This window comes from Sphingobacterium sp. (assembly GCF_039596235.1).
Taxonomy (GTDB): Bacteria; Bacteroidota; Bacteroidia; order Sphingobacteriales; family Sphingobacteriaceae; genus Sphingobacterium.
This window is the reverse complement of record NZ_JBCNKE010000008.1, coordinates 142,429-161,497: the sequence shown is the minus strand read 5'-3', so window position 1 is coordinate 161,497 and position 19,069 is coordinate 142,429. Positions and strand designations below refer to the sequence as shown.

The window sequence follows — 19,069 nt, the reverse complement described above, 5'->3', positions numbered from 1 at the left end:
TTCTTTTTATAGTCCATTTCGGTTTCTTTCCTTCAAGTCTAACCCGGTAAGCGATCTCCAAAAAACGACCACCTTATAAGGTGGAGCGCTTTTGAGCATTAGTCGCCATAACTTTATCTCTCAAAGCAGATCAAAGAATATTATACACATGTTAAATGAATAACAATTTAAAATTCAAAAAAATTATGAAATCAAACATCATGAAGATTTGTGGACTATTGGGAATTGTATTTATCACAATCTCCACAGGCCACAATGCATTAGCGCAGTCCAAGGTAGACTATGCGTTAAATACGGCTGAAGGTGCAGCGGAAACAGTAAACAGAGCTGGCAAGACACTTAAAACAATTGGTGGTCTATTCAAGAAGAAAGACAAAAAAGAGGCCGATAGTTCCATGTCTCCAGCAACTACCATACATGTCGTAGGTATAGCATCCTATGACGATGTCGATAAATTTAAAGACAACATAGCTTCATGCAAAGGCGTAAAAGGCGCAAACCTAAAATTTAAAAAAGACAAGTCAACTATCCAAGTTGCCCATGCAGGAACGACAGAAGAATTTTTCGAAAATTTAAAGAAAACAGGCAGCCTACAAGGCAAAAACATCCTATCATTGGAAGAGGGAACGATCGAGATAGAAGTTCCTGCAAAGTAAGCATAGGTCCAAGTCTCCGGGGTATCTTGCAGGTGAATTTTACACTTGCAAGATACCTAATCAATTAACCATCTTGTATAACAAGCATAGAAAATAGCACAATCAGTCCTGACCCCGCATTTATCTTCCTAAAAAAACAAGTTATTCCAGTGAAATTGATTGATTTACTGACAATAATTCGTTAAATTCAAGCAATATTTAATCATTCACATACATGCTCATGAAATATCCATGTCTAAAAATAGCACAAGCATTCGTGAAAATAGACTGGATATTCCGTACGGCCATAAACACTGCCGAAAGCAATATGTATGCTTTAGAAGGGGAAATTAGCTCATGAATAAACAAATAATTTACATATGAAAGTAACTATTGTTGGTGCAGGAGCTGTAGGCGCAACTACAGCTGACAATTTAATCCGTCGAAATGTCGCTGAGGAGATTGTGTTATTGGATATCAAGGAAGGGTTTGCAGAAGGGAAAGCGCAAGATATGGCTCAAACAGCGGCCTTATTGGGTTTTGAATCCAAAATAAAGGGTGTAACCAATGACTATCTGTCTACCGCCGGCTCTACTGTTGCGGTCATCACTTCTGGCATCCCCCGTAAACCGGGAATGACGCGGGAGGAATTGATCGGAACAAATGCAAATATTGTCAAATCAGTTGTAGAGAATTTGGTTAAACACTCTCCTGACATCATTATTGTCATTGTTTCCAACCCTATGGATACGATGACCTACCTTGCACTCAAATCGAGCGGTTTGCCTAAGAATAGGATCATCGGAATGGGTGGAACTTTGGATTCAGCCCGCTTCAAATATCAATTGAGTGAAAAATTAAATGCTTCGGCTGCTGATCTCAATGCCATTGTCATTGGTGGTCATGGTGATACAACCATGATCCCACTGATCAAGCACTCCACGTGGAACAGCGTTCCGGTCAGTAATTTTCTTACTGCCGAAGAGCAGGCAGAGATTGTTCAAAAGACGATGGTAGGTGGAGCGACATTAACAAGCCTGATCGGAACGTCAGCTTGGTATGCTCCCGGTGCTGCTACGGCCGCGGTGGTAGAAAGTATTGTCCGTGACCAAGGTAAATTATTTACCGCTTCTGTTTACCTCGAAGGTGAATTTGGTCAGGAGGACATTAATCTCGGTGTGCCTGTTGTTATTAACAAAAAAGGTTGGGATCGCATTATTCCTTTGCAACTGGATGAGGAAGACAAGGAGAAGTTCAACAAAAGTGCCGATGCCGTGCGCGCCATGAATAATGTTTTGAAAGAGATAAAGGTATTGTAATCAACATAAACAAGTGCGAGAAGAGGCTGTTATTAGAAATAACAGCCTCTTCTCATGTTGTAGAAAAGATTTTACGTTTGTAGGAGGATAAGCCGACTTCAACCTTCTTTTTTAATTAAATTTTTGGCTATGTTTGGGAATATGACAACAGTACCTTTTCAAATATTAGATCTTCAGGGACAAGGAACACATATTCTGGTAGATGTGACACTATACGAACGCAGCTTTAAAATGGTTATTGATACAGGAGCGTCTAAAACCGTTTTTGACAAAACACAATTGGGACATCTTTTGGAAGATCAATTGCTGTTGGAACCCTCAGAAACCTTATCTACAGGTCTTGGTACCAACTCGATGGAAAGCTTTAACATGGAAATTCCCCGTTTGACAATCGGTACATGGCACATCAATAAATTAAAAACCGCCGTACTGGATCTAAGTTCAATCAACTATGCCTATCAACAAATGGATCTGGAACCTGTGATCGGCGTATTGGGGGGTGATATTTTCGCCGACTATGGAGCTGTTATTGATTACGCAAAACAAACATTACGCTTGCGGGACCGAAAAATCAAGAGTAAGTAAGCCCTCGGCTTGTACTCCTAAAATCTAAATACTAACTACTCAATACTAAAATCGAAAAAGTCGTTTATGAATATGCATCCGTAGATAGGTGTAATAGAGCAAAGCAATGACTATTCCCAGCCCCCCCATGAGATATAAGGTTGTGCGGAGCCCACAGTAGCTGGCTAAGGAACCGATCATGAGTGTTCCTATTGGAAATATCCCCTGAAAGGCCATGACATAATATGAGATAGCCCGTGCCCGGTAGATCGGTATGGCATGTGTCTGGATGTAGGTGTTGATACTGGAATTCTGCATCATCATGGCAAAGGAAACCAGCATCACATAAACTAAGGCCATCTGTAACATACTTGAATGCGCCAGAAAAAGTAACGCTAGCCCCATCAGCGCTGCAGCTCCCATCACCTGATAGCGTAGATTCGTTCCTGATTTCAGTCGTGCCATATTAAATGCACCAATCATGGCTCCCAATCCGGCAGCACTTTCAAACCAGGAGAATATGCGTTCGTCCCCATGAAACATTTCTTTTGCGATGGCGGGTAAGAGTGAAGTATAAGGAATGACAATCAAACTGGAAAAAGTCATGATAATAATCAAGGAAGAGATATGCGGTGAACGTTTGAGATAGCGAAATCCTTCAACCAGTCCCTCCCAGTTGCTCCCTTTGCTTAACTGCACATGGGTTTCATCCACCCGCATCATCAAAAGGGTGATGATGACAGGTACGAAACTGATAAAATTCAAAGCAAAACAGACCAGTTCACCATAGGTACTGAGTAAAATCCCACCAATGGCGGGTCCAAGCATGCGGGCTCCGTTAAAGATGGTAGAATTGAGCGCAATAGCGTTTGGCAGATCCTTACGGTCGCCGACCAGATACATCATCAAAGACTGTCTACCGAGCACATCGAAGGAATTGATGACCCCTTGTATCAAACCGAGGACTGAAAGCCACAGCACACTCTCCCACTTGAGGTAGACCACCAAGGTCAGCATTCCGGCCTGTATCATCAGACCGATCTGCGTCAATAACACCAATTTATACTTCTTGTGTTTATCAACAAAACTTCCGATAAATGGAGACAAAACCAAGGAGGGCAATAAGGAAATAAACTGAACAAAACCCAACCAGAAGACGGAACCTGTCAGTTCATAGACCAGCCAGCTGATTGCTATCCGCTGCATCCAAGTTCCCATCAGGGAAATTGCCTGTCCTATTACATGTAGACGGAAGTTTCTATAATGGAGCGCCCTAAAAACCTGCATATATTATAAAGATATATTATAAAAGTATAACAAAAAATAACCGTAAGCGATTGTATTTTGGAAAAATAATGATTTAATTCATCGAAATAGATGTGTAATACTGGAATATAATCTATAACTTTGCAGCTATTATTTTGAACGTTAAAATAATCAAATAATTATCATTCAATAACATATACAATGAAATTTTTTATTGACACAGCGAACCTAGAGCAAATCAAGGAAGCCCAGGACTTAGGCGTATTAGACGGTGTAACAACCAATCCAAGTTTAATGGCTAAAGAAGGTATCAGCGGTGAGGAGAACGTAATCAACCACTACAAAGCAATCTGTGCAATTGTTGACGGCGACGTGAGCGCTGAAGTTATTTCTACAACTTATGAAGAAATGATCAAAGAAGGCGAAGCATTGGCTGCACTTGACAGCAAAATTGTGGTCAAAGTTCCTATGATCAAAGATGGCGTGAAAGCAATCAAATATTTCAGCAAAAAAGGCATCAAAACAAACTGTACATTAGTTTTCACTGCTGGTCAAGCTTTGTTGGCTGCAAAAGCTGGTGCGACATATGTTTCTCCTTTTATCGGTCGTTTGGATGATATTTCTACAGACGGATTGGCATTAATCGAAGATATCCGCTTGATTTATGATAACTATCAATACCCAACACAGATCTTAGCTGCTTCCGTACGCCATAGCGCGCACATCTTGGGTTGTGCTAAAATCGGTGCGGATGTAATGACAGGTCCATTATCGGCAATTTTATCCCTATTGAAACACCCATTGACCGATAGCGGTTTAGCAACATTCTTAGCTGACCACGCGAAAGCTGCGGGTAAATAAAATAGGCTGTATTTAGATATAGGTTCAAACCGATAAGGGGAAGATGACAATAATCTTAACCTTATCGGTTTTCTTATGTGGATAAATTGCTTATTTTTGTAGTTGATCTAAGGTTTAACGAAAGAAGTCCATGGAACAATCCAATACCGTATATCCAGAAATTCTGAAACGAAATAGTTTAAAAGTTACCCAACCTCGTTTAAAGGTGCTTGAAATTATTTCAACGAAAGATTCGGCCATTTCCCAACCGGAACTGGAGAAATTATTGGGTAAGGATATTGACCGTGTGACATTGTACCGTGTATTAGCCAGTTTTGAGGAAAAAGGTATTATCCACAAGATCTTTGATCTGCATGGAACCGCTACCTATGCCATGTGTTCCACCAACTGCTCTGAACACGACCATCATGACCAACACGTACATTTCATCTGTCGGGTATGTAACTCGGTCTATTGCCTGGACGAAATTACATTACCAAAAGTGTCTATCCCCGACGGTTTTATTCTTGAGGCAATTGCCGTAAACGCGCTTGGCGTATGTAATCACTGTAAAAAATAAATCACAACATACAGCTTTAAAACAATTTTTCGCTTGGTCTGTCTATAGTTTGGAAATCGGATTTGCTCCGATTAGCTGGACTATTACACTGATGACTGCTGTTTTTTTTGTACCTTGTATCAACGGATAAAGATTACGCAAATTGTCGGTTTATTAGATATAGCGGGCTAATACCCCTGTAAAGAATTGGGCCTACTAGTTTGTAATGCAGGCACAGCACAGCAGGTATCGTTCAAATGACCTGGTTGCGAACACAGATGAGTAAATAATAACACGAATGAAGACAAGAAAAGAAAATCCCTATAAAGAGGTATTAACGCAACTGATTATCGATATTTTCGAAAAATCAGGAAACAAGCCGCTCAACTATAAACAAGTTTCTTCCAAATTGAATCTGACGGACAACGATTCCAAAGTTGCCATTGCTGATATTTTACAGGACAATGTGCGAAGCGGACTTTTCGTGGAAGTAGAGCGCGGGAAATTTAACCTTAAGCAGATCAAAGTATATGTCACGGGAAAGGTGGATATGACAGCAGATGGCTCCGCCTATATTATTCCGGATGATGAATTTGAAAACGACATCTATGTTGCGCCGCGTAAACTCAGACAGGCCCTACACGGAGATATTGTTAAAGTACACACTTTTGAAAAGAGAAAAGGTGGCCGCAAAAAAGAAGGTGAAGTTGTTGAAATCCTTCAACGCGCCAAAACAGACTTTACCGGAACGATCAGCATTTCAAATAATTTCGCATTTTTTATTGCTGATGACCGCAAGATGTTGCACGACATCTTTATTCCGTTGGACAACCTGAACGGTGCTAAAGATAAAGAGAAAGTCGTGGTTTCAATTATCGACTGGCCAAGTGGCAGTAAGAATCCGGTGGGAACAGTCAAACATGTGCTGGGCACCAAGGGCGAAAACAATACTGAGATGAATGCAATCTTGGCTGACTATGGATTTCCATTGGAATTCCCAAAGAAAGTAGAAGCTGAGGCCAATAAAATCACGGAGAAAATCAGTAAGGAAGAGATGGCGAAAAGACGTGATTTCAGAGCCGTCCCCACATTTACGATTGACCCTGCGGACGCCAAAGATTTTGACGACGCCATCTCTTTCCAGAAGCTGGAGAATGGTAATTATGAGATTGGTGTGCATATTGCCGATGTATCGCATTTTGTGATTCCAGATACCGAGCTGGATAAGGAAGCTTTCAACCGAGCGACATCAGTCTATTTAGTCGACCGCGTTATTCCAATGCTTCCAGAGCGTTTGTCCAATGGCGTTTGTTCATTGCGTCCACATGAAGATAAACTTTGTTTTTCGGCAGTATTCGAAATGGATGAAAAGGCCAATATCCATGAGCAATGGTTTGGCCGTACAATTATCCATTCGGACAGACGGTTTAGCTACGAGGAGGCGCAGGAAGTCATCGAGACCAAATCCGGTGATTTCAGTCATGAAATCCTAAAATTGAATGAACTCGCTTATATCCTTCGGGAGCGTAAGTTTAAAAATGGCGCGATTGCCTTTGAAAGTGAGGAGGTTAAATTCACCCTGGATGAAAATGGTAAACCTACAGGCGTGTATACCAAAGTAAGGAAGGATGCACACAAGTTGATTGAAGATTTTATGTTGCTTGCTAACCGTAAAGTGGCTGAATATATTGGAAAACAAGGCCGCGGCAAAAACAAACTAACCTTTGTATACCGTTTTCACGATGTTCCGAACCCTGAGACGTTGACTACATTTTCGCAGTTTGCGGCACGTTTTGGCCATAAGTTGACCATTAAAACAGATAAGGAAACAGCGAAATCCCTGAATGCGATAATGACTAAGATTGAAGGTAGCAAGGAACAAAATATGCTGACCTCTCTGGCTGTGCGCTCCATGGCCAAGGCCATCTATACAACGAAGAAAACAAGCCATTATGGATTAGCATTTGACTATTATACCCACTTCACCTCCCCGATCCGTCGGTATCCGGATGTGATGGTTCACCGTCTTTTGCAGTTCTATCTGGATGGAGGCACTAAGGTCAATGCCGAGCACTACGAGAAGATGGCGGAGCACTCCTCGCAGATGGAGAAAAAGGCTGCTGAGGCAGAACGTGCATCCATCAAATACAAACAAGCCGAATACCTACAGGATCAGATCGGCACAGAATACACCGGAATTGTCTCGGGTGTAACTGAATGGGGTATGTATGTGGAAATTGAAGAAAACAAGTGTGAGGGTATGGTACGCTTGCGCGATATCACGGATGATTTCTATGTACTGGATGAGAAGAACTATGCGATTATAGGTCAACGGAAGAAAAAGAAATTCCAGTTGGGCGATGAGGTACAGATCCGGGTGAAGAAAGTGGATCTGGATAAACGACAGATTGATTTTACGTTGTTGTCGTAGTAAAGTCAGAAATCAAAAGGCCCAATCAGTAATACTGATTGGGCCTTTTGAGGTATTATTTAAAAGAAAAGTTATTGTTTAGTTCCATCGAAAGAATATTCCAGCTGGCCCTCTTCTGTTCGTTCCGCTAAAAAAGTTAGTCCTTTATTTTCAAAAGTGAAGATAAATTGACCTTGAGGCTCATTAGGTAAAGCTTGAATAGAAATATTATAATTATTAGATACCTGAATCTCTCTTACAGGGAGCTTAAGATCAGCATTTTGAGCGCTAACTTTGACTTTATTATCACTAACTTTTGTAACGACCAATATTTGATTAAAGACTTCGGCACCGCCAATAATTTTAATTTTTCCTTTATAAGTACCTACTGCCGCATCAATACTTCCACCGGTTTGGATAGGCTCATCTTTATCCTTGGAACATCCCACAAAAGCGAAGGTCACTAGTGCCAATACGATTGCATACATCAATTTCATTTTCATAATCTGAATTCTTTAAATTTGTTTTTACTTAATTATCTGTTCGTATTTGACAAACCTCTTGCCAAAAAGAAGCATAAACACGCAAAAAAGTAAATATACTCAGAAACCAGTAGAAGAATATTTTCACAAAAAACACAGAGCAACTCGTATTCAAGACAATAAAGATTTTTACGAGTCAAACATAAAATCTCATTTTTTAGCTCTAAGGCTAGACAAAGTCACTATTATTGTCCATATTTGACAACATCATATTAATCAGTAGCAGCTGTTAAACTTACTAGCGCAAGGTCGCATTGACAAGCGAAATCATTTTGACCAAGGACAGCATGCAGCAGAAGGAGCGCGAACTTGTCAATCCATCCTGGAAATGGTTTCATTATTGCGAAAAGGAGAACTGTCTTTTCTAAAAAATAATCTAAATTTTATACACTAACTATTTAATATTCAAAACGGAATCAGTATCTTTGCGAACTTAAAATAATTTAGGTATAAAATTTATAAACAAAAACAGGTAAATGCCTACTATTCAACAATTAGTTAGAAAAGGTAGAGTAGCTCTGGTTGATAAGAGTAAGTCACCAGCGTTGGACTCATGTCCACAGCGAAGAGGTGTATGTACACGTGTATATACTACTACCCCTAAAAAACCAAACTCAGCAATGCGTAAAGTAGCTCGTGTACGTTTAACAAACGGTAAAGAGGTCAACGCTTACATCCCTGGAGAAGGTCACAACTTGCAAGAGCACTCGATCGTATTGATCCGTGGTGGTCGTGTTAAGGATTTACCAGGTGTACGTTACCACATCATCCGTGGTGCATTAGATACTTCAGGTGTAGCAGGTCGTAACCAACGTCGTTCTAAATACGGAACTAAGCGTCCTAAACCAGGACAAGCAGCTGCAGCTCCAGCAAAAGGTAAAAAGAAATAATTAAACGGAGGAAAGAAAAATGAGAAAGTCAAAACCGAAAAAGAGAATCATTTTACCTGATCCAAAGTTTAATGACGTTCAGGTAACACGTTTCGTAAACAATATGATGGTAGATGGTAAAAAATCTATCGCTTATGATATTTTTTACGATGCAGTAGAATTAGTAGAACAAAAAACACAAGAAAGCGGTTTAGAAGCTTGGAAAAAAGCTTTGAACAACGTTATGCCTGCTGTTGAAGTTAAATCACGCCGTGTAGGTGGTGCTAACTTCCAAGTTCCTATGGAAGTTCGTCCAGAGCGTAAAATTGCTTTGGGTATGAAATGGTTAATTTCATACGCTCGTAAACGTGGTGAAAAAACAATGTTCGAAAAATTAGCAGGAGAAATCATTTCAGCTTCTAAAGGTGAAGGTGCTGCTGTTAAGAAGAAAGAAGATACGCACAAAATGGCGGAAGCTAACAAAGCGTTCTCACACTTCAGATTCTAATTTTGAAGACATTCAAAAAAATATGATTACACCGACCTCCGATAAACGAACACTCTTTTATCAAGGTCGGTGTACTTATTTAACATTACATTTAAACACATAAGGCCCCTATGGCCAGCTGCTTAAAAATATTATGGCAAGAGATTTAAAATTCACTAGAAATATCGGTATCGCTGCACACATCGATGCTGGTAAAACTACAACAACTGAGCGTATCCTTTATTACTCAGGTGTAAACCACAAAATTGGTGAAGTTCACGAAGGTGCTTCAACAATGGACTGGATGGAGCAAGAGGCTGAGCGTGGTATCACGATCACTTCTGCTGCAACAACTGTATTCTGGAACTACCGTAACAACAAATACCAAGTAAACGTTATCGATACACCTGGACACGTGGATTTCACGGTTGAGGTAAACCGTTCGTTACGTGTATTGGATGGATTGGTATTCTTGTTTTCTGCAGTTGATGGTGTTGAACCTCAATCTGAGACAAACTGGCGTTTAGCTGATGGTTACAAAGTACCTCGTATCGGTTTCGTTAACAAAATGGACCGTTCAGGAGCTGACTTCTTGAAAGTTGTAAAACAAGTAAAAGATATGTTGGGTTCTGAGGCTGTAGCTTTACAGTTGCCTATCGGTGCTGAAGATACTTTCAAAGGTGTGGTTGACTTGATCAACAACCGTGGTATCGTTTGGAACGAGCATGATAAAGGTATGACCTTCACTGAAGTACCTATTCCTGATGATATGTTGGATGAGGTTGCTGAATACCGTGAGAAATTATTAGAGGCAGTAGCTGGTTACGATGAGTCATTGATGGAGAAATTCTTCGATGATCCAAACTCATTGACTGAGCGCGAGATCTTAAATGCATTACGTGCAGCCGTATTGGATAACTCTATCGTTCCTATGGTTTGTGGTTCATCTTTCAAAAACAAAGGTGTTCAAACCATGTTGGATCTAGTAATGGAATTATTGCCTTCACCTCTAGATGTTGAGGCTGTAAAAGGTACTAACCCTGATACTGGTGAAGAAATTGAGCGTAAACCATCTGTTAATGAGCCTTTCGCAGCTTTAGGTTTCAAAATTGCGACTGACCCATTCGTAGGTCGTTTATGTTTCATCCGTGCTTACTCTGGTAAGTTAGATGCAGGTTCTTATGTATTGAACACGCGTTCAGGAAACAAAGAGCGTATCTCTCGTATCTTCCAAATGCACGCGAACAAACAAAACCCTATCCCTTTCATCGAGGCTGGTGATATCGGTGCTGTTGTAGGTTTCAAAGACATCAAAACAGGTGATACACTTTGTGATGAAAAAGCGCCTATCGTATTAGAGTCTATGACTTTCCCTGAGCCAGTAATTGGTTTAGCGATCGAACCTAAAACGCAAGCTGACGTAGATAGATTAGGTATTGGTCTTGGTAAATTAGCTGAAGAGGATCCTACATTCGTTGTTAAATCTGACGAAGAAACTGGTCAAACAGTTATCTCTGGTATGGGTGAGCTTCACTTAGAGATCTTGATCGACCGTTTGAAACGTGAATTCAAAGTTGAGGTTAACCAAGGTGCTCCTCAAGTAGCGTACAAAGAGTCTATCAATGGTACTACTGAGCACCGTGAGGTATACAAAAAACAATCAGGTGGTCGTGGTAAATTCGCGGATATCAAAGTTGTTATTTCTCCGGTAGACGCAGACTACGATGCTTCAAAATCAGCGCTTCAATTCGTAAACGAAATCGTGGGTGGTGCAATTCCAAAAGAATACATCCCTTCAGTTCAAAAAGGATTTGAAGCATCATTGAATAATGGTGTATTGGCTGGTTACCCACTTTCTGGCATGAAAGTTCGTTTGATTGATGGTTCATTCCACGCAGTCGATTCAGATTCATTGTCATTCGAATTGGCAGCTAAAATGGCATACCGTGAGGCGTTACCTAAATGTTCACCAGTATTGATGGAGCCAATCATGAAAGTCGAAGTATTGACTCCAGAAGAAAACATGGGTGATGTAATGGGTGACTTAAACCGTCGTCGTGGTCAAATGCAAGGTTTGGATTCACGTAACGGTGCACAAGTAATCAAAGCATTGGTTCCACTTTCTGAAATGTTCGGTTACGTAACTCAATTACGTACAATCACTTCAGGTCGTGCAACATCTACAATGGAATTTGATCACTATGCTGAAGCTCCACGTAACGTTGCTGATGAAGTAATCGCAAAATCTAAAGGTAGAATCAAAGGTTCTGTAGAATAATATAGAACTCAAAAATAAACCGACCGCTGGTTGTTAATAGCTCTAATCAGCGGTCATTTTTTAATAATATCATATACTATGAGCCAAAGAATCAGAATTAAATTGAAATCTTACGATTACAATTTGGTTGACAAATCAGCTGAAAAAATCGTAAAAACAGTAAAACCTACAGGTGCAGTTGTTAGTGGTCCTATTCCATTGCCTACTGAGAAAAAGATCTACACGGTATTACGTTCACCACACGTTAACAAAAAAGCACGTGAGCAATTCCAATTGTGTGCTTACAAAAGATTGTTGGATATCTATTCATCAAACGCTAAAACTGTTGACGCATTGATGAAACTTGAATTACCTTCAGGTGTTGAAGTAGAAATCAAAGTGTGATAGATTTCAGTCACTGAAAAAAGAAGGGGCCTTTCGTAAGAAAAGCCCCTTTTTGTTGTTTATACCTCTTTGATTAGAATTGGTAACCAACACCTACTGAGAATACGCGGTTTTTTGAAGTTACTCCATCAATATCTTTCAGCATATTCGTTAAACCTAATCCATAACCACCATTGATCAGAAATCCATTTGTCAACTTAAATCCCGCAAGAAAATTCAGTCCAGCATCAAAAGCCTTCAAACCCGCGTCGCTAAAACTGCCGATTTCACTTAAATTTCCCTGAGTAGATTTAGCATGAATACCTATTGCTGCATATGGGCCTGCTCCGAAGAATACCTTTCCAGCCTCTCCTGTAGGAACATAATAAACAAAATTTACAGGAACCTCAATATACATCAAATTATCTTTTGTACTCACCTCTGTAAAATCACCTGCAGGTGCTTTTCCCCCTTTTCCCTGTAAGGAAATACCCGGTTGTACACTAAAGTTCATTGCTACGGGGACATCTGCATATCCCGTCACATAAAAAAAAGTTGCAGCATCTGACGTATAACTCGTATTCCCTCCACTTACTTGAAATTTAGCGAAGTTAGCCCCAGCTTTTAAACCATAAGAAGTCTGTGCTTTGGCTCCAGCAATAAAACACAATGCTGCAGCGATTGATAATAATTTTCTTTTCGTAAAAAAACAAATTAAATATAGAACGAAAATAGCATATAATTTACTGAAATACAACTAAAAAAACTTGATATAATTCTATAACATTTTTTTAGAATTACAAAAATTGATATATCTATAATTCACCATGAGGAAGTTGTTCAATTCATATAACTGATCACTAAAACAGTAAAAGCCACATTTTATCTCGTGGCTTTTATAATTAATATTTTTTGATAAGGATCAACTTGCAATAAATCGTCAACAAAATCCATTATCTGTTATCCATAAATTACCCTCCTTGTTATTAATCAAGCCAAGATGATAAATAGAAAGGTAATTCAACAGCCTGTTTTACCATGCGGTCCTCATCGAATATATCCATGATGATCAACCCACTATAATAAGGCTTACCATACCGATTATCGGACATTTTTTGGATATTAACTAACTTTCCTCTTGTCTGAAAACGCTTCCAATTTCTGTCAATCGGCCCATAGGATTCTGAGAGCATATAAGGTCCAATATATTCCCAATATCGTACATTAAACATTTCATTTCCTTCGTCAAATGCAATCTCTTCGCCCACCAATTTTGATATATCGCGATCTAGTCTCAAGCTCAGAAACTGACCAGCGTTGGAATAAACATTGTATGCAAACTCTTTATACTTATTTGGTCCCCCAGTAGTATTCACAGAATTATTGGACGTTCCGGGAATAGCGAAAAAGTTGAAAGTAGGATTAACTGTCATCACATCAAATATCAATGCCTCACATGGGGCGTATTGAATTGAGTTAAGTTCTACTTTACCAGCCAATATACGCTCACCACCGGGTTTATTATTTTTGAAAACTTTCCCATCAAAGGAAAAGGACAAACGTCCTCCCTTTTTATCATATTTAAAATCTGAGATCTTAAAAGATTTTTCCGTTTGGAGATGCGGCGCAAAATAATTACCATCATCCGGCGAGTTTTGTTTAAAATACTGCACCTTGGCCAGTGCACCATTCTGAAGTAAAGTCAGCTTCAATTCGGCATAATTACCGTTGTCTTCCTTTACTGCGGTAACCAGATTAATCTGTCCACAATTATCCATGTTGTAATCGTAGGTCACTTTTCCTCTAACAGCATGATTGTTGTCCGAAAATAAAATACTCGTCTTGGAATCAGCGCCACGTTCCTCCGATTTTTTACAACCAACCATTATAAACAAGAAAAAAACAAAAAATACAAGTAGAGTTCTATTCATTATATCATCATAATTTTCATAAAAACAATTAATTATTTACACAAAATACATTAATTATTACTAAATAGCAAATCTTAACATATTAAAGACCTTAGAGGTATCGGCCATATAAGTAGAAGAAAGCACATCAGAAGCTCGTACAGTTAAATTCGCGACAAATTTTGGTATTGAGCCTACATTCGCAGGGTTAGCTAAATTAGGTTTAAAATTCGGTGCAAATTTGGCAAAAGACGAATCTTCTACAGTCTCTTGGAAAGTTACCAGACAAAGTGATCAATTAAGGGATGTACTTATTAACTTCGCGGATTATGTAATTACTGGATTTAATGGATCCTCGTATACAACGAGAGAATACAATTCAGGGCTGTATACAATTGGTGTTGAACCGCGTAAAGTTTAATAAACAGAGAAAGATTTTTTATTGCAATAGAGTCTGCTCTGTGTACTAGATCAAATGAGAGATACTCAAAAGCATCTCCCATTTGATCTAGTACATTTCAATAATATCCTACCTTTAATTTCACACAGGAATATAACCCTTCGAATAACAATATTAATAGAAGAAAATTCCTAAAAAGCATAATAATTGAGCTAGTAATTTAAATAAAATTATTCCTTCGCCTCATTTTCAATGATTTTCTTCTCTACCGGATTGAGAGAGTCAAATAAATCTTTGTATACCTCATCTTTACTATCCTCCTCCCCTAATAAGAATCCCCAAGGCTTAAGCTCTTTAATACGGTCCATCACGATCTTAACAATTGCCAATATTGGAATGGCCAAAAACATTCCCGAAATTCCCCAAACCATTTCGCCGATAATAATGGAAAGCATAGCAAATAAAGAATTGACCTTAACCTTTGATCCGACAATTTTAGGAACAATAAAGTTGCTATCAATCATGTGGACAATAATCAGTGCCAAAATCACTAGAACCACATGGGTAAATGAAGATGTAGCAAAAGTAAGAATAGCGATAATAAGCATTGACGAGAAAATTCCCACATAAGGCAACACATTGAAAACACCGGTAATTAAAGCCAGCAACAGGCTATATTTTACACCAATCAGCGATAGGGTGATAAAAACCAATAGTGAAACCAAACTCATTTGGATTAACAGACCAATCAAATACTTCTTAACCACATATTGGATCTGCCTAACCACATCCACCACAATTGGTCGGTCTTCAACACGGTTAACAAATAACAGAAATTTCACGATATGCCCCCTATAAATCAGTAGGAAGAAGGTATACAGGAATGTAAAAACAAATAAAATAAACAGGGAAGAAAGTGAAACCAATGCTGTCCCCAAAAACAAAGTACCGGAATCCACTGACTTTGAAGCCGTCTTATTGATAAATTCCATCTGTTCTTTATGTTGTATACCAAACTGTTGACTGACCCAACTTTGCAATTTGCCTGCACCATCCATAATCTGCTCTTTAAATGCCGGAAAATCTTCTTTCAGCAGAGTAAGCTGAGAGGCCAATAAGAAAAGTCCGTAACCCAATACACCAAAAAATAGAATCACACTGAGTATGCCGGCCAATGTTCGTGGAAAACGTAACTTCCGCTCCATAAAATTGCTCAACGGAATCAACAGCAGCGCAAATAGAAGTCCCAAGATCATTGGAATCAATATGGTATCACCGATCTTAGCCAAATACCCTAAGAGAAGAATACTAATCAATATACAGGCTAATTTTACATAGAACGGTAGGGAGAGAAATCTTTTCATTGCATATTTTTTTGAATAAAAATAACAATTTCACATGACTTAAGTTTAAGGAAATAAAAAAGTCCCTACACATGCAGGGACTCTTTCCTCATAATAAGTTTAAGTACTTATATTTCTTATAGTCCAAAACCGATTCCCACAGACCAAACACGGTTTTTGATTGAACCGTCATTAGGAGCTAAATTGGTTAAACCTAAACCATAACCGGCATTGATCTGAAAGCCATTCGTTAATTGGTAACCCGCCAAGAAGTTTACACCAAAATCGGTACGTTTCAAATCTTTACCGGCTCCGCTACCGAACTCTAAATCTCTTTCATCTTTTGCATCGCCTAAATTTCCTTTTTGTTTCCCACTCAAGCCAAACCCAACATACGGTCCTGCTCCTATAAAGAAGTTACCAGACCCGCCTGTAGGCAACTTAGCCACTAAGTTTACTGGGATATCCAAAGACATTACACTTTCTTTAAGCTCTCCATTAGAAGTCTCTAGCCACTTAGCACCTTTATTCTGTAGAGACAAACCAGGTTGCACGGAAAAATATGGCGATACTGGAGCATCCAAATATCCCGTTACAAAGAAACCTGTATTGGATTTGGTATCTCCCAAACTTGTTGAATATTTAGGAATATTTACACCCGCACGTAGTCCGTATCCCAATCCTCCTTGAGCAAAAGCACCCAATGAACCAAATAAAATTGCTGCAGATAATAATAGTTTTTTCATGTTTCCTAATTTAATTTACTTTATTCTTTTTATCATTTTTCTCATATACTTCCTGTATGAGATTTATGACATATCCATTTGCAATATCTATTCCAAAATACGTAAGCGACTAATATTCACTTCGAAACAAAAGAAAAAAGCGATACCTCTTTTTTTTGATTGTCCTTTAAAAGATACAGTAAATAGAATACAGTTCAGCTTTTTCAACTCCCCCTACCTACTTAAAACAGGCGTTTATAAAGTTTAGACTATTGACTTCCTAAAAACTACCAGCTTGGTTTTCAGAATAATGCTCAAAAACACAAAAGTTTTATCACAAAGATTTTTTAATTCCAATTATAAGTTTTATTTTTGCAGACCTTCAAAAGGAAAAAATAGGGTCGGATGGCCGAGTGGCTAGGCTGAGGTCTGCAAAACCTCCTACAGCGGTTCGAATCCGCTTCCGACCTCGTTTTATTTAAACAATAAAAATATTATCAAAATGGGAGTTACACGTTTAAAAAGAAAAGATAGAAGAAATAAAACTGTTTCACGTGTTGAAGTTCAGTTCTTGAAATTAGGAACTAACGTAGAGTTAGGTTCTAGATCAAAAATGAAAGCTAGCAACCAAATCGTTAAAAACGATGCTATCTTAAATCAGTTAGCTGCAGAAGCTAAATAAGTAAAAAGAAATTAGCAGCCTTTAAAGTTATACTTTAAAGGCTTTTTAATAAGTCTACCATTTGGTGGACTTTTTCTTTTGAGCTTACCCACTGTGGTTCATCCATTCCTTTGACCTGATCCTGCGAAAACTGCATCTTTGAAGCTTGGCTTTCTTTTGCTGAACTGTGTATAGCAATAGCGCCTGTTTCTTCCAAAATTGTCCTGATATTGGAAGCATCCACACCCGCCCCCGGCATAATCACAATACGTCCAGCAGCCTGCTTGATCAATTGCTGCAGTATCGATACTCCCGATAAAGCTGAATTTCTCAAACCGGAAGTAAGTATGCGGTCTATGCCTAAAGCAATGACATCTTCCAATGCAGTAAAAGGATCTTCAACGCGATCAAAAGCACGATGGAAAGTCACATGCATAGGCCGTGCAGCATCAACTAAACGCTTCGTATTGACCTTATCCACGGTACCATCTGCATTCAATGCACCGATAACAACTCCATCCATTCCTAATTCCTTACATAACTCAATATCTGCGATCATTTCCAATACTTCTTCTTCGGTATATAGAAAATCTCCCCCCCGTGGCCGAATCAATACGTGAATACCAATATGTACAAGTTCACGCACCAACTTCAATTGGCCAAAAGAAGGTGTTGTTCCACCGTTCTCCAAGTTTTGACAAAATTCAACACGTGTTGCTCCGCCTTTTTGAGCCTCGATCGCCGAAGCGACTGAATTGGAACAAATTTCTAATTGATAATTTCCGATTGCTTTCTCCTTCATTCAATTCAATTTTAAATGCGATTTTATGCAATGCGAATAACGTAAAAAAAAAGCAGATTACCTATTTTCTCATACTGAGGAAGCAAAAACTATTTTTCCGGAACAAACTCCAACTGATAGATTCCACCTAATATCAGGCAGCATCCTCTAGGTCAGCCGTCTATTATTATTTATAAATAGGAAAACATTTCTCCAAACCATTTGTATATACCTTACATGCTTTTATTTAAAACATTAATAACCAACACTGTATAAACTTTAAGTAAAATATCATGGCGATTATATCAAGAAATATGGAGACACAGGAACGGATTATAAGTACTTTTGAGGAACTCCAATCCGCTATACATGGTCTAAAAAGTCAGATTGTTGAATTCGAAATATTGTTTAACCAAGCATGTGATCGGCATATCGCTTCTGATTTCAAAAAAGAATGGCTAATAGATCGCATTTCTTCCCGCCATACCATGATGCTGATCCGCTACGATAGTCTACTGCTTATTCAAGAAACCGTCTCAGCCTACCGTGATTATGATGGTTTATTTCTTGATCACAAACAATTACTAGATGCGGTCGAACTATTAATGCTTACTCATGCCGAAGAGGAAGAATATGAAATTGCCGCCATTATAAAAAAATGGTATGAAAAATTTGCCGATGCTGTCTATTTCCTGGCTGACCTCAGCTATTAAGTCATTGTTTTGTTTTACATTTGCGGCACTGTAAAATATTGAATCATGCGCAAACCACCCGCAATAGTCGATCTACATGCAAATGCATTCCTTGAAGATTGGGAAGACTATTCCGCCGACGAACTTATGCTAGAATCCATTGATTTCTTAAGATCCAACCTGGATGCAGCTATTTATTGGGAAATGAACGAAATCAAGTTTATTCACGGAAAGGGAAAAGGTGTCTTAAAAAAACTAATATTTAAAGAGCTTCAAGAATACAAGGAGAATGGTTCAATAGACCGGTACTATACTTCATACCAAAATGAAGACATTGTAGTTGTGGTAATCGGTATCTAAAAGAGACTACCCATCGATAGACTGCTCCAGAAAAGTTAAATTCTAACTTTGTTAAACTTTTAAGG

Annotated in this window: 20 protein-coding genes and 1 tRNA gene; 14 read left to right on the top strand and 7 right to left on the bottom strand. The window is 38.8% G+C overall.

Going from position 1 to position 19,069, the window contains the following annotated elements:
* Positions 1–185: 185 nt before the first annotated feature.
* From ABDW32_RS16830 to ABDW32_RS16820, 3 genes are all read left to right on the top strand, one after another.
* Positions 186–656, top strand: coding sequence for a hypothetical protein (locus ABDW32_RS16830; protein ID WP_077437596.1), 471 nt, complete (start codon positions 186–188; stop codon positions 654–656).
* Positions 657–1,015: 359 nt separating this feature from the next.
* The gene (locus tag ABDW32_RS16825; protein WP_343564447.1) at positions 1,016–1,954 is read left to right on the top strand and encodes a malate dehydrogenase; all 939 of its coding nucleotides are present in this window, start codon (positions 1,016–1,018) and stop codon (positions 1,952–1,954) included.
* A 129-nt stretch (positions 1,955–2,083) separates the two neighbouring features.
* Entirely contained in the window at positions 2,084–2,539 is a 456-nt protein-coding gene (locus tag ABDW32_RS16820) for an aspartyl protease family protein (protein ID WP_343564445.1), read from the top strand.
* Positions 2,540–2,584: 45 nt separating this feature from the next.
* Here the strand turns inward: ABDW32_RS16820 and ABDW32_RS16815 are convergent, their stop codons facing one another.
* The gene (locus ABDW32_RS16815; RefSeq protein ID WP_343564443.1) at positions 2,585–3,805 is read right to left on the bottom strand and encodes an MFS transporter; all 1,221 of its coding nucleotides are present in this window, start codon (positions 3,803–3,805) and stop codon (positions 2,585–2,587) included.
* 180 nt (positions 3,806–3,985) lie between these two features.
* On the opposite strand from ABDW32_RS16815, the gene fsa reads away from it, so the two are divergent.
* From fsa to rnr, 3 genes are all read left to right on the top strand, one after another.
* Entirely contained in the window at positions 3,986–4,645 is a 660-nt protein-coding gene (gene fsa / locus ABDW32_RS16810) for a fructose-6-phosphate aldolase (protein ID WP_343564441.1), read from the top strand.
* A gap of 130 nt (positions 4,646–4,775) precedes the next feature.
* The gene (locus ABDW32_RS16805; RefSeq protein ID WP_343564439.1) at positions 4,776–5,204 is read left to right on the top strand and encodes a transcriptional repressor; all 429 of its coding nucleotides are present in this window, start codon (positions 4,776–4,778) and stop codon (positions 5,202–5,204) included.
* Positions 5,205–5,481: 277 nt separating this feature from the next.
* Positions 5,482–7,614 carry a ribonuclease R gene (rnr, locus tag ABDW32_RS16800; RefSeq protein ID WP_343564437.1) on the top strand — a complete coding sequence of 711 codons (2,133 nt, stop codon included), beginning with the start codon at positions 5,482–5,484 and terminating at the stop codon, positions 7,612–7,614.
* Positions 7,615–7,685: 71 nt separating this feature from the next.
* Here rnr and ABDW32_RS16795 read toward each other — a convergent pair whose 3' ends face one another.
* Positions 7,686–8,096 carry a hypothetical protein gene (locus ABDW32_RS16795; RefSeq protein ID WP_343564435.1) on the bottom strand — a complete coding sequence of 137 codons (411 nt, stop codon included), beginning with the start codon at positions 8,094–8,096 and terminating at the stop codon, positions 7,686–7,688.
* 515 nt (positions 8,097–8,611) lie between these two features.
* Here ABDW32_RS16795 and rpsL point away from each other — a divergent pair.
* From rpsL to rpsJ, 4 genes are all read left to right on the top strand, one after another.
* Positions 8,612–9,025, top strand: coding sequence for a 30S ribosomal protein S12 (rpsL, locus tag ABDW32_RS16790; RefSeq protein ID WP_002993550.1), 414 nt, complete (start codon positions 8,612–8,614; stop codon positions 9,023–9,025).
* A 19-nt stretch (positions 9,026–9,044) separates the two neighbouring features.
* On the top strand, positions 9,045–9,512 hold the full coding sequence (rpsG, locus tag ABDW32_RS16785; protein WP_077437603.1) for a 30S ribosomal protein S7: 468 nt from the start codon (positions 9,045–9,047) through the stop codon (positions 9,510–9,512).
* Positions 9,513–9,645: 133 nt separating this feature from the next.
* The gene (gene fusA, locus ABDW32_RS16780) at positions 9,646–11,769 is read left to right on the top strand and encodes an elongation factor G (RefSeq protein ID WP_077437604.1); all 2,124 of its coding nucleotides are present in this window, start codon (positions 9,646–9,648) and stop codon (positions 11,767–11,769) included.
* Positions 11,770–11,847: 78 nt separating this feature from the next.
* Positions 11,848–12,153 (top strand): 30S ribosomal protein S10, encoded by a 306-nt coding sequence (rpsJ, locus tag ABDW32_RS16775; protein WP_028070501.1) that lies wholly within the window; start codon positions 11,848–11,850, stop codon positions 12,151–12,153.
* Positions 12,154–12,226: 73 nt separating this feature from the next.
* Here rpsJ and ABDW32_RS16770 read toward each other — a convergent pair whose 3' ends face one another.
* The 4 genes from ABDW32_RS16770 to ABDW32_RS16755 all read right to left on the bottom strand — a co-directional run bounded on the left by ABDW32_RS16770 (position 12,227) and on the right by ABDW32_RS16755 (position 16,531).
* Positions 12,227–12,889, bottom strand: a complete 663-nt coding sequence (locus ABDW32_RS16770; protein WP_343564432.1) for a porin family protein — start codon at positions 12,887–12,889, stop codon at positions 12,227–12,229.
* Between the two features lie 229 nt (positions 12,890–13,118).
* Positions 13,119–14,063 carry a hypothetical protein gene (locus ABDW32_RS16765; protein ID WP_343564430.1) on the bottom strand — a complete coding sequence of 315 codons (945 nt, stop codon included), beginning with the start codon at positions 14,061–14,063 and terminating at the stop codon, positions 13,119–13,121.
* Positions 14,064–14,672: 609 nt separating this feature from the next.
* Complete coding sequence (locus ABDW32_RS16760; RefSeq protein WP_343564428.1) at positions 14,673–15,806, bottom strand: AI-2E family transporter; 1,134 nt, start codon at positions 15,804–15,806, stop codon at positions 14,673–14,675.
* Positions 15,807–15,922: 116 nt separating this feature from the next.
* Complete coding sequence (locus tag ABDW32_RS16755; protein ID WP_343564426.1) at positions 15,923–16,531, bottom strand: porin family protein; 609 nt, start codon at positions 16,529–16,531, stop codon at positions 15,923–15,925.
* 378 nt (positions 16,532–16,909) lie between these two features.
* Between ABDW32_RS16755 and ABDW32_RS16750 the strand changes: the two genes are divergently transcribed.
* Positions 16,910–16,980: transfer RNA gene (locus tag ABDW32_RS16750), tRNA-Cys, on the top strand.
* A 32-nt stretch (positions 16,981–17,012) separates the two neighbouring features.
* Positions 17,013–17,192 carry a spore protein gene (locus ABDW32_RS16745; RefSeq protein ID WP_077437607.1) on the top strand — a complete coding sequence of 60 codons (180 nt, stop codon included), beginning with the start codon at positions 17,013–17,015 and terminating at the stop codon, positions 17,190–17,192.
* Positions 17,193–17,226: 34 nt separating this feature from the next.
* Here ABDW32_RS16745 and ABDW32_RS16740 read toward each other — a convergent pair whose 3' ends face one another.
* A complete protein-coding gene (locus ABDW32_RS16740; protein ID WP_343564424.1) occupies positions 17,227–17,973 on the bottom strand; it encodes a copper homeostasis protein CutC in 747 nt (248 codons plus the stop codon).
* Positions 17,974–18,245: 272 nt separating this feature from the next.
* Here ABDW32_RS16740 and ABDW32_RS16735 point away from each other — a divergent pair, with 272 nt between their 5' ends.
* Both ABDW32_RS16735 and ABDW32_RS16730 read left to right on the top strand, forming a co-directional pair.
* Positions 18,246–18,665 (top strand): hypothetical protein, encoded by a 420-nt coding sequence (locus ABDW32_RS16735; RefSeq protein WP_343564422.1) that lies wholly within the window; start codon positions 18,246–18,248, stop codon positions 18,663–18,665.
* A gap of 45 nt (positions 18,666–18,710) precedes the next feature.
* Positions 18,711–19,004: a hypothetical protein gene (locus ABDW32_RS16730; RefSeq protein WP_343564420.1), complete on the top strand. Its 294-nt coding sequence runs from the start codon at positions 18,711–18,713 to the stop codon at positions 19,002–19,004.
* Positions 19,005–19,069 lie beyond the last annotated feature (65 nt).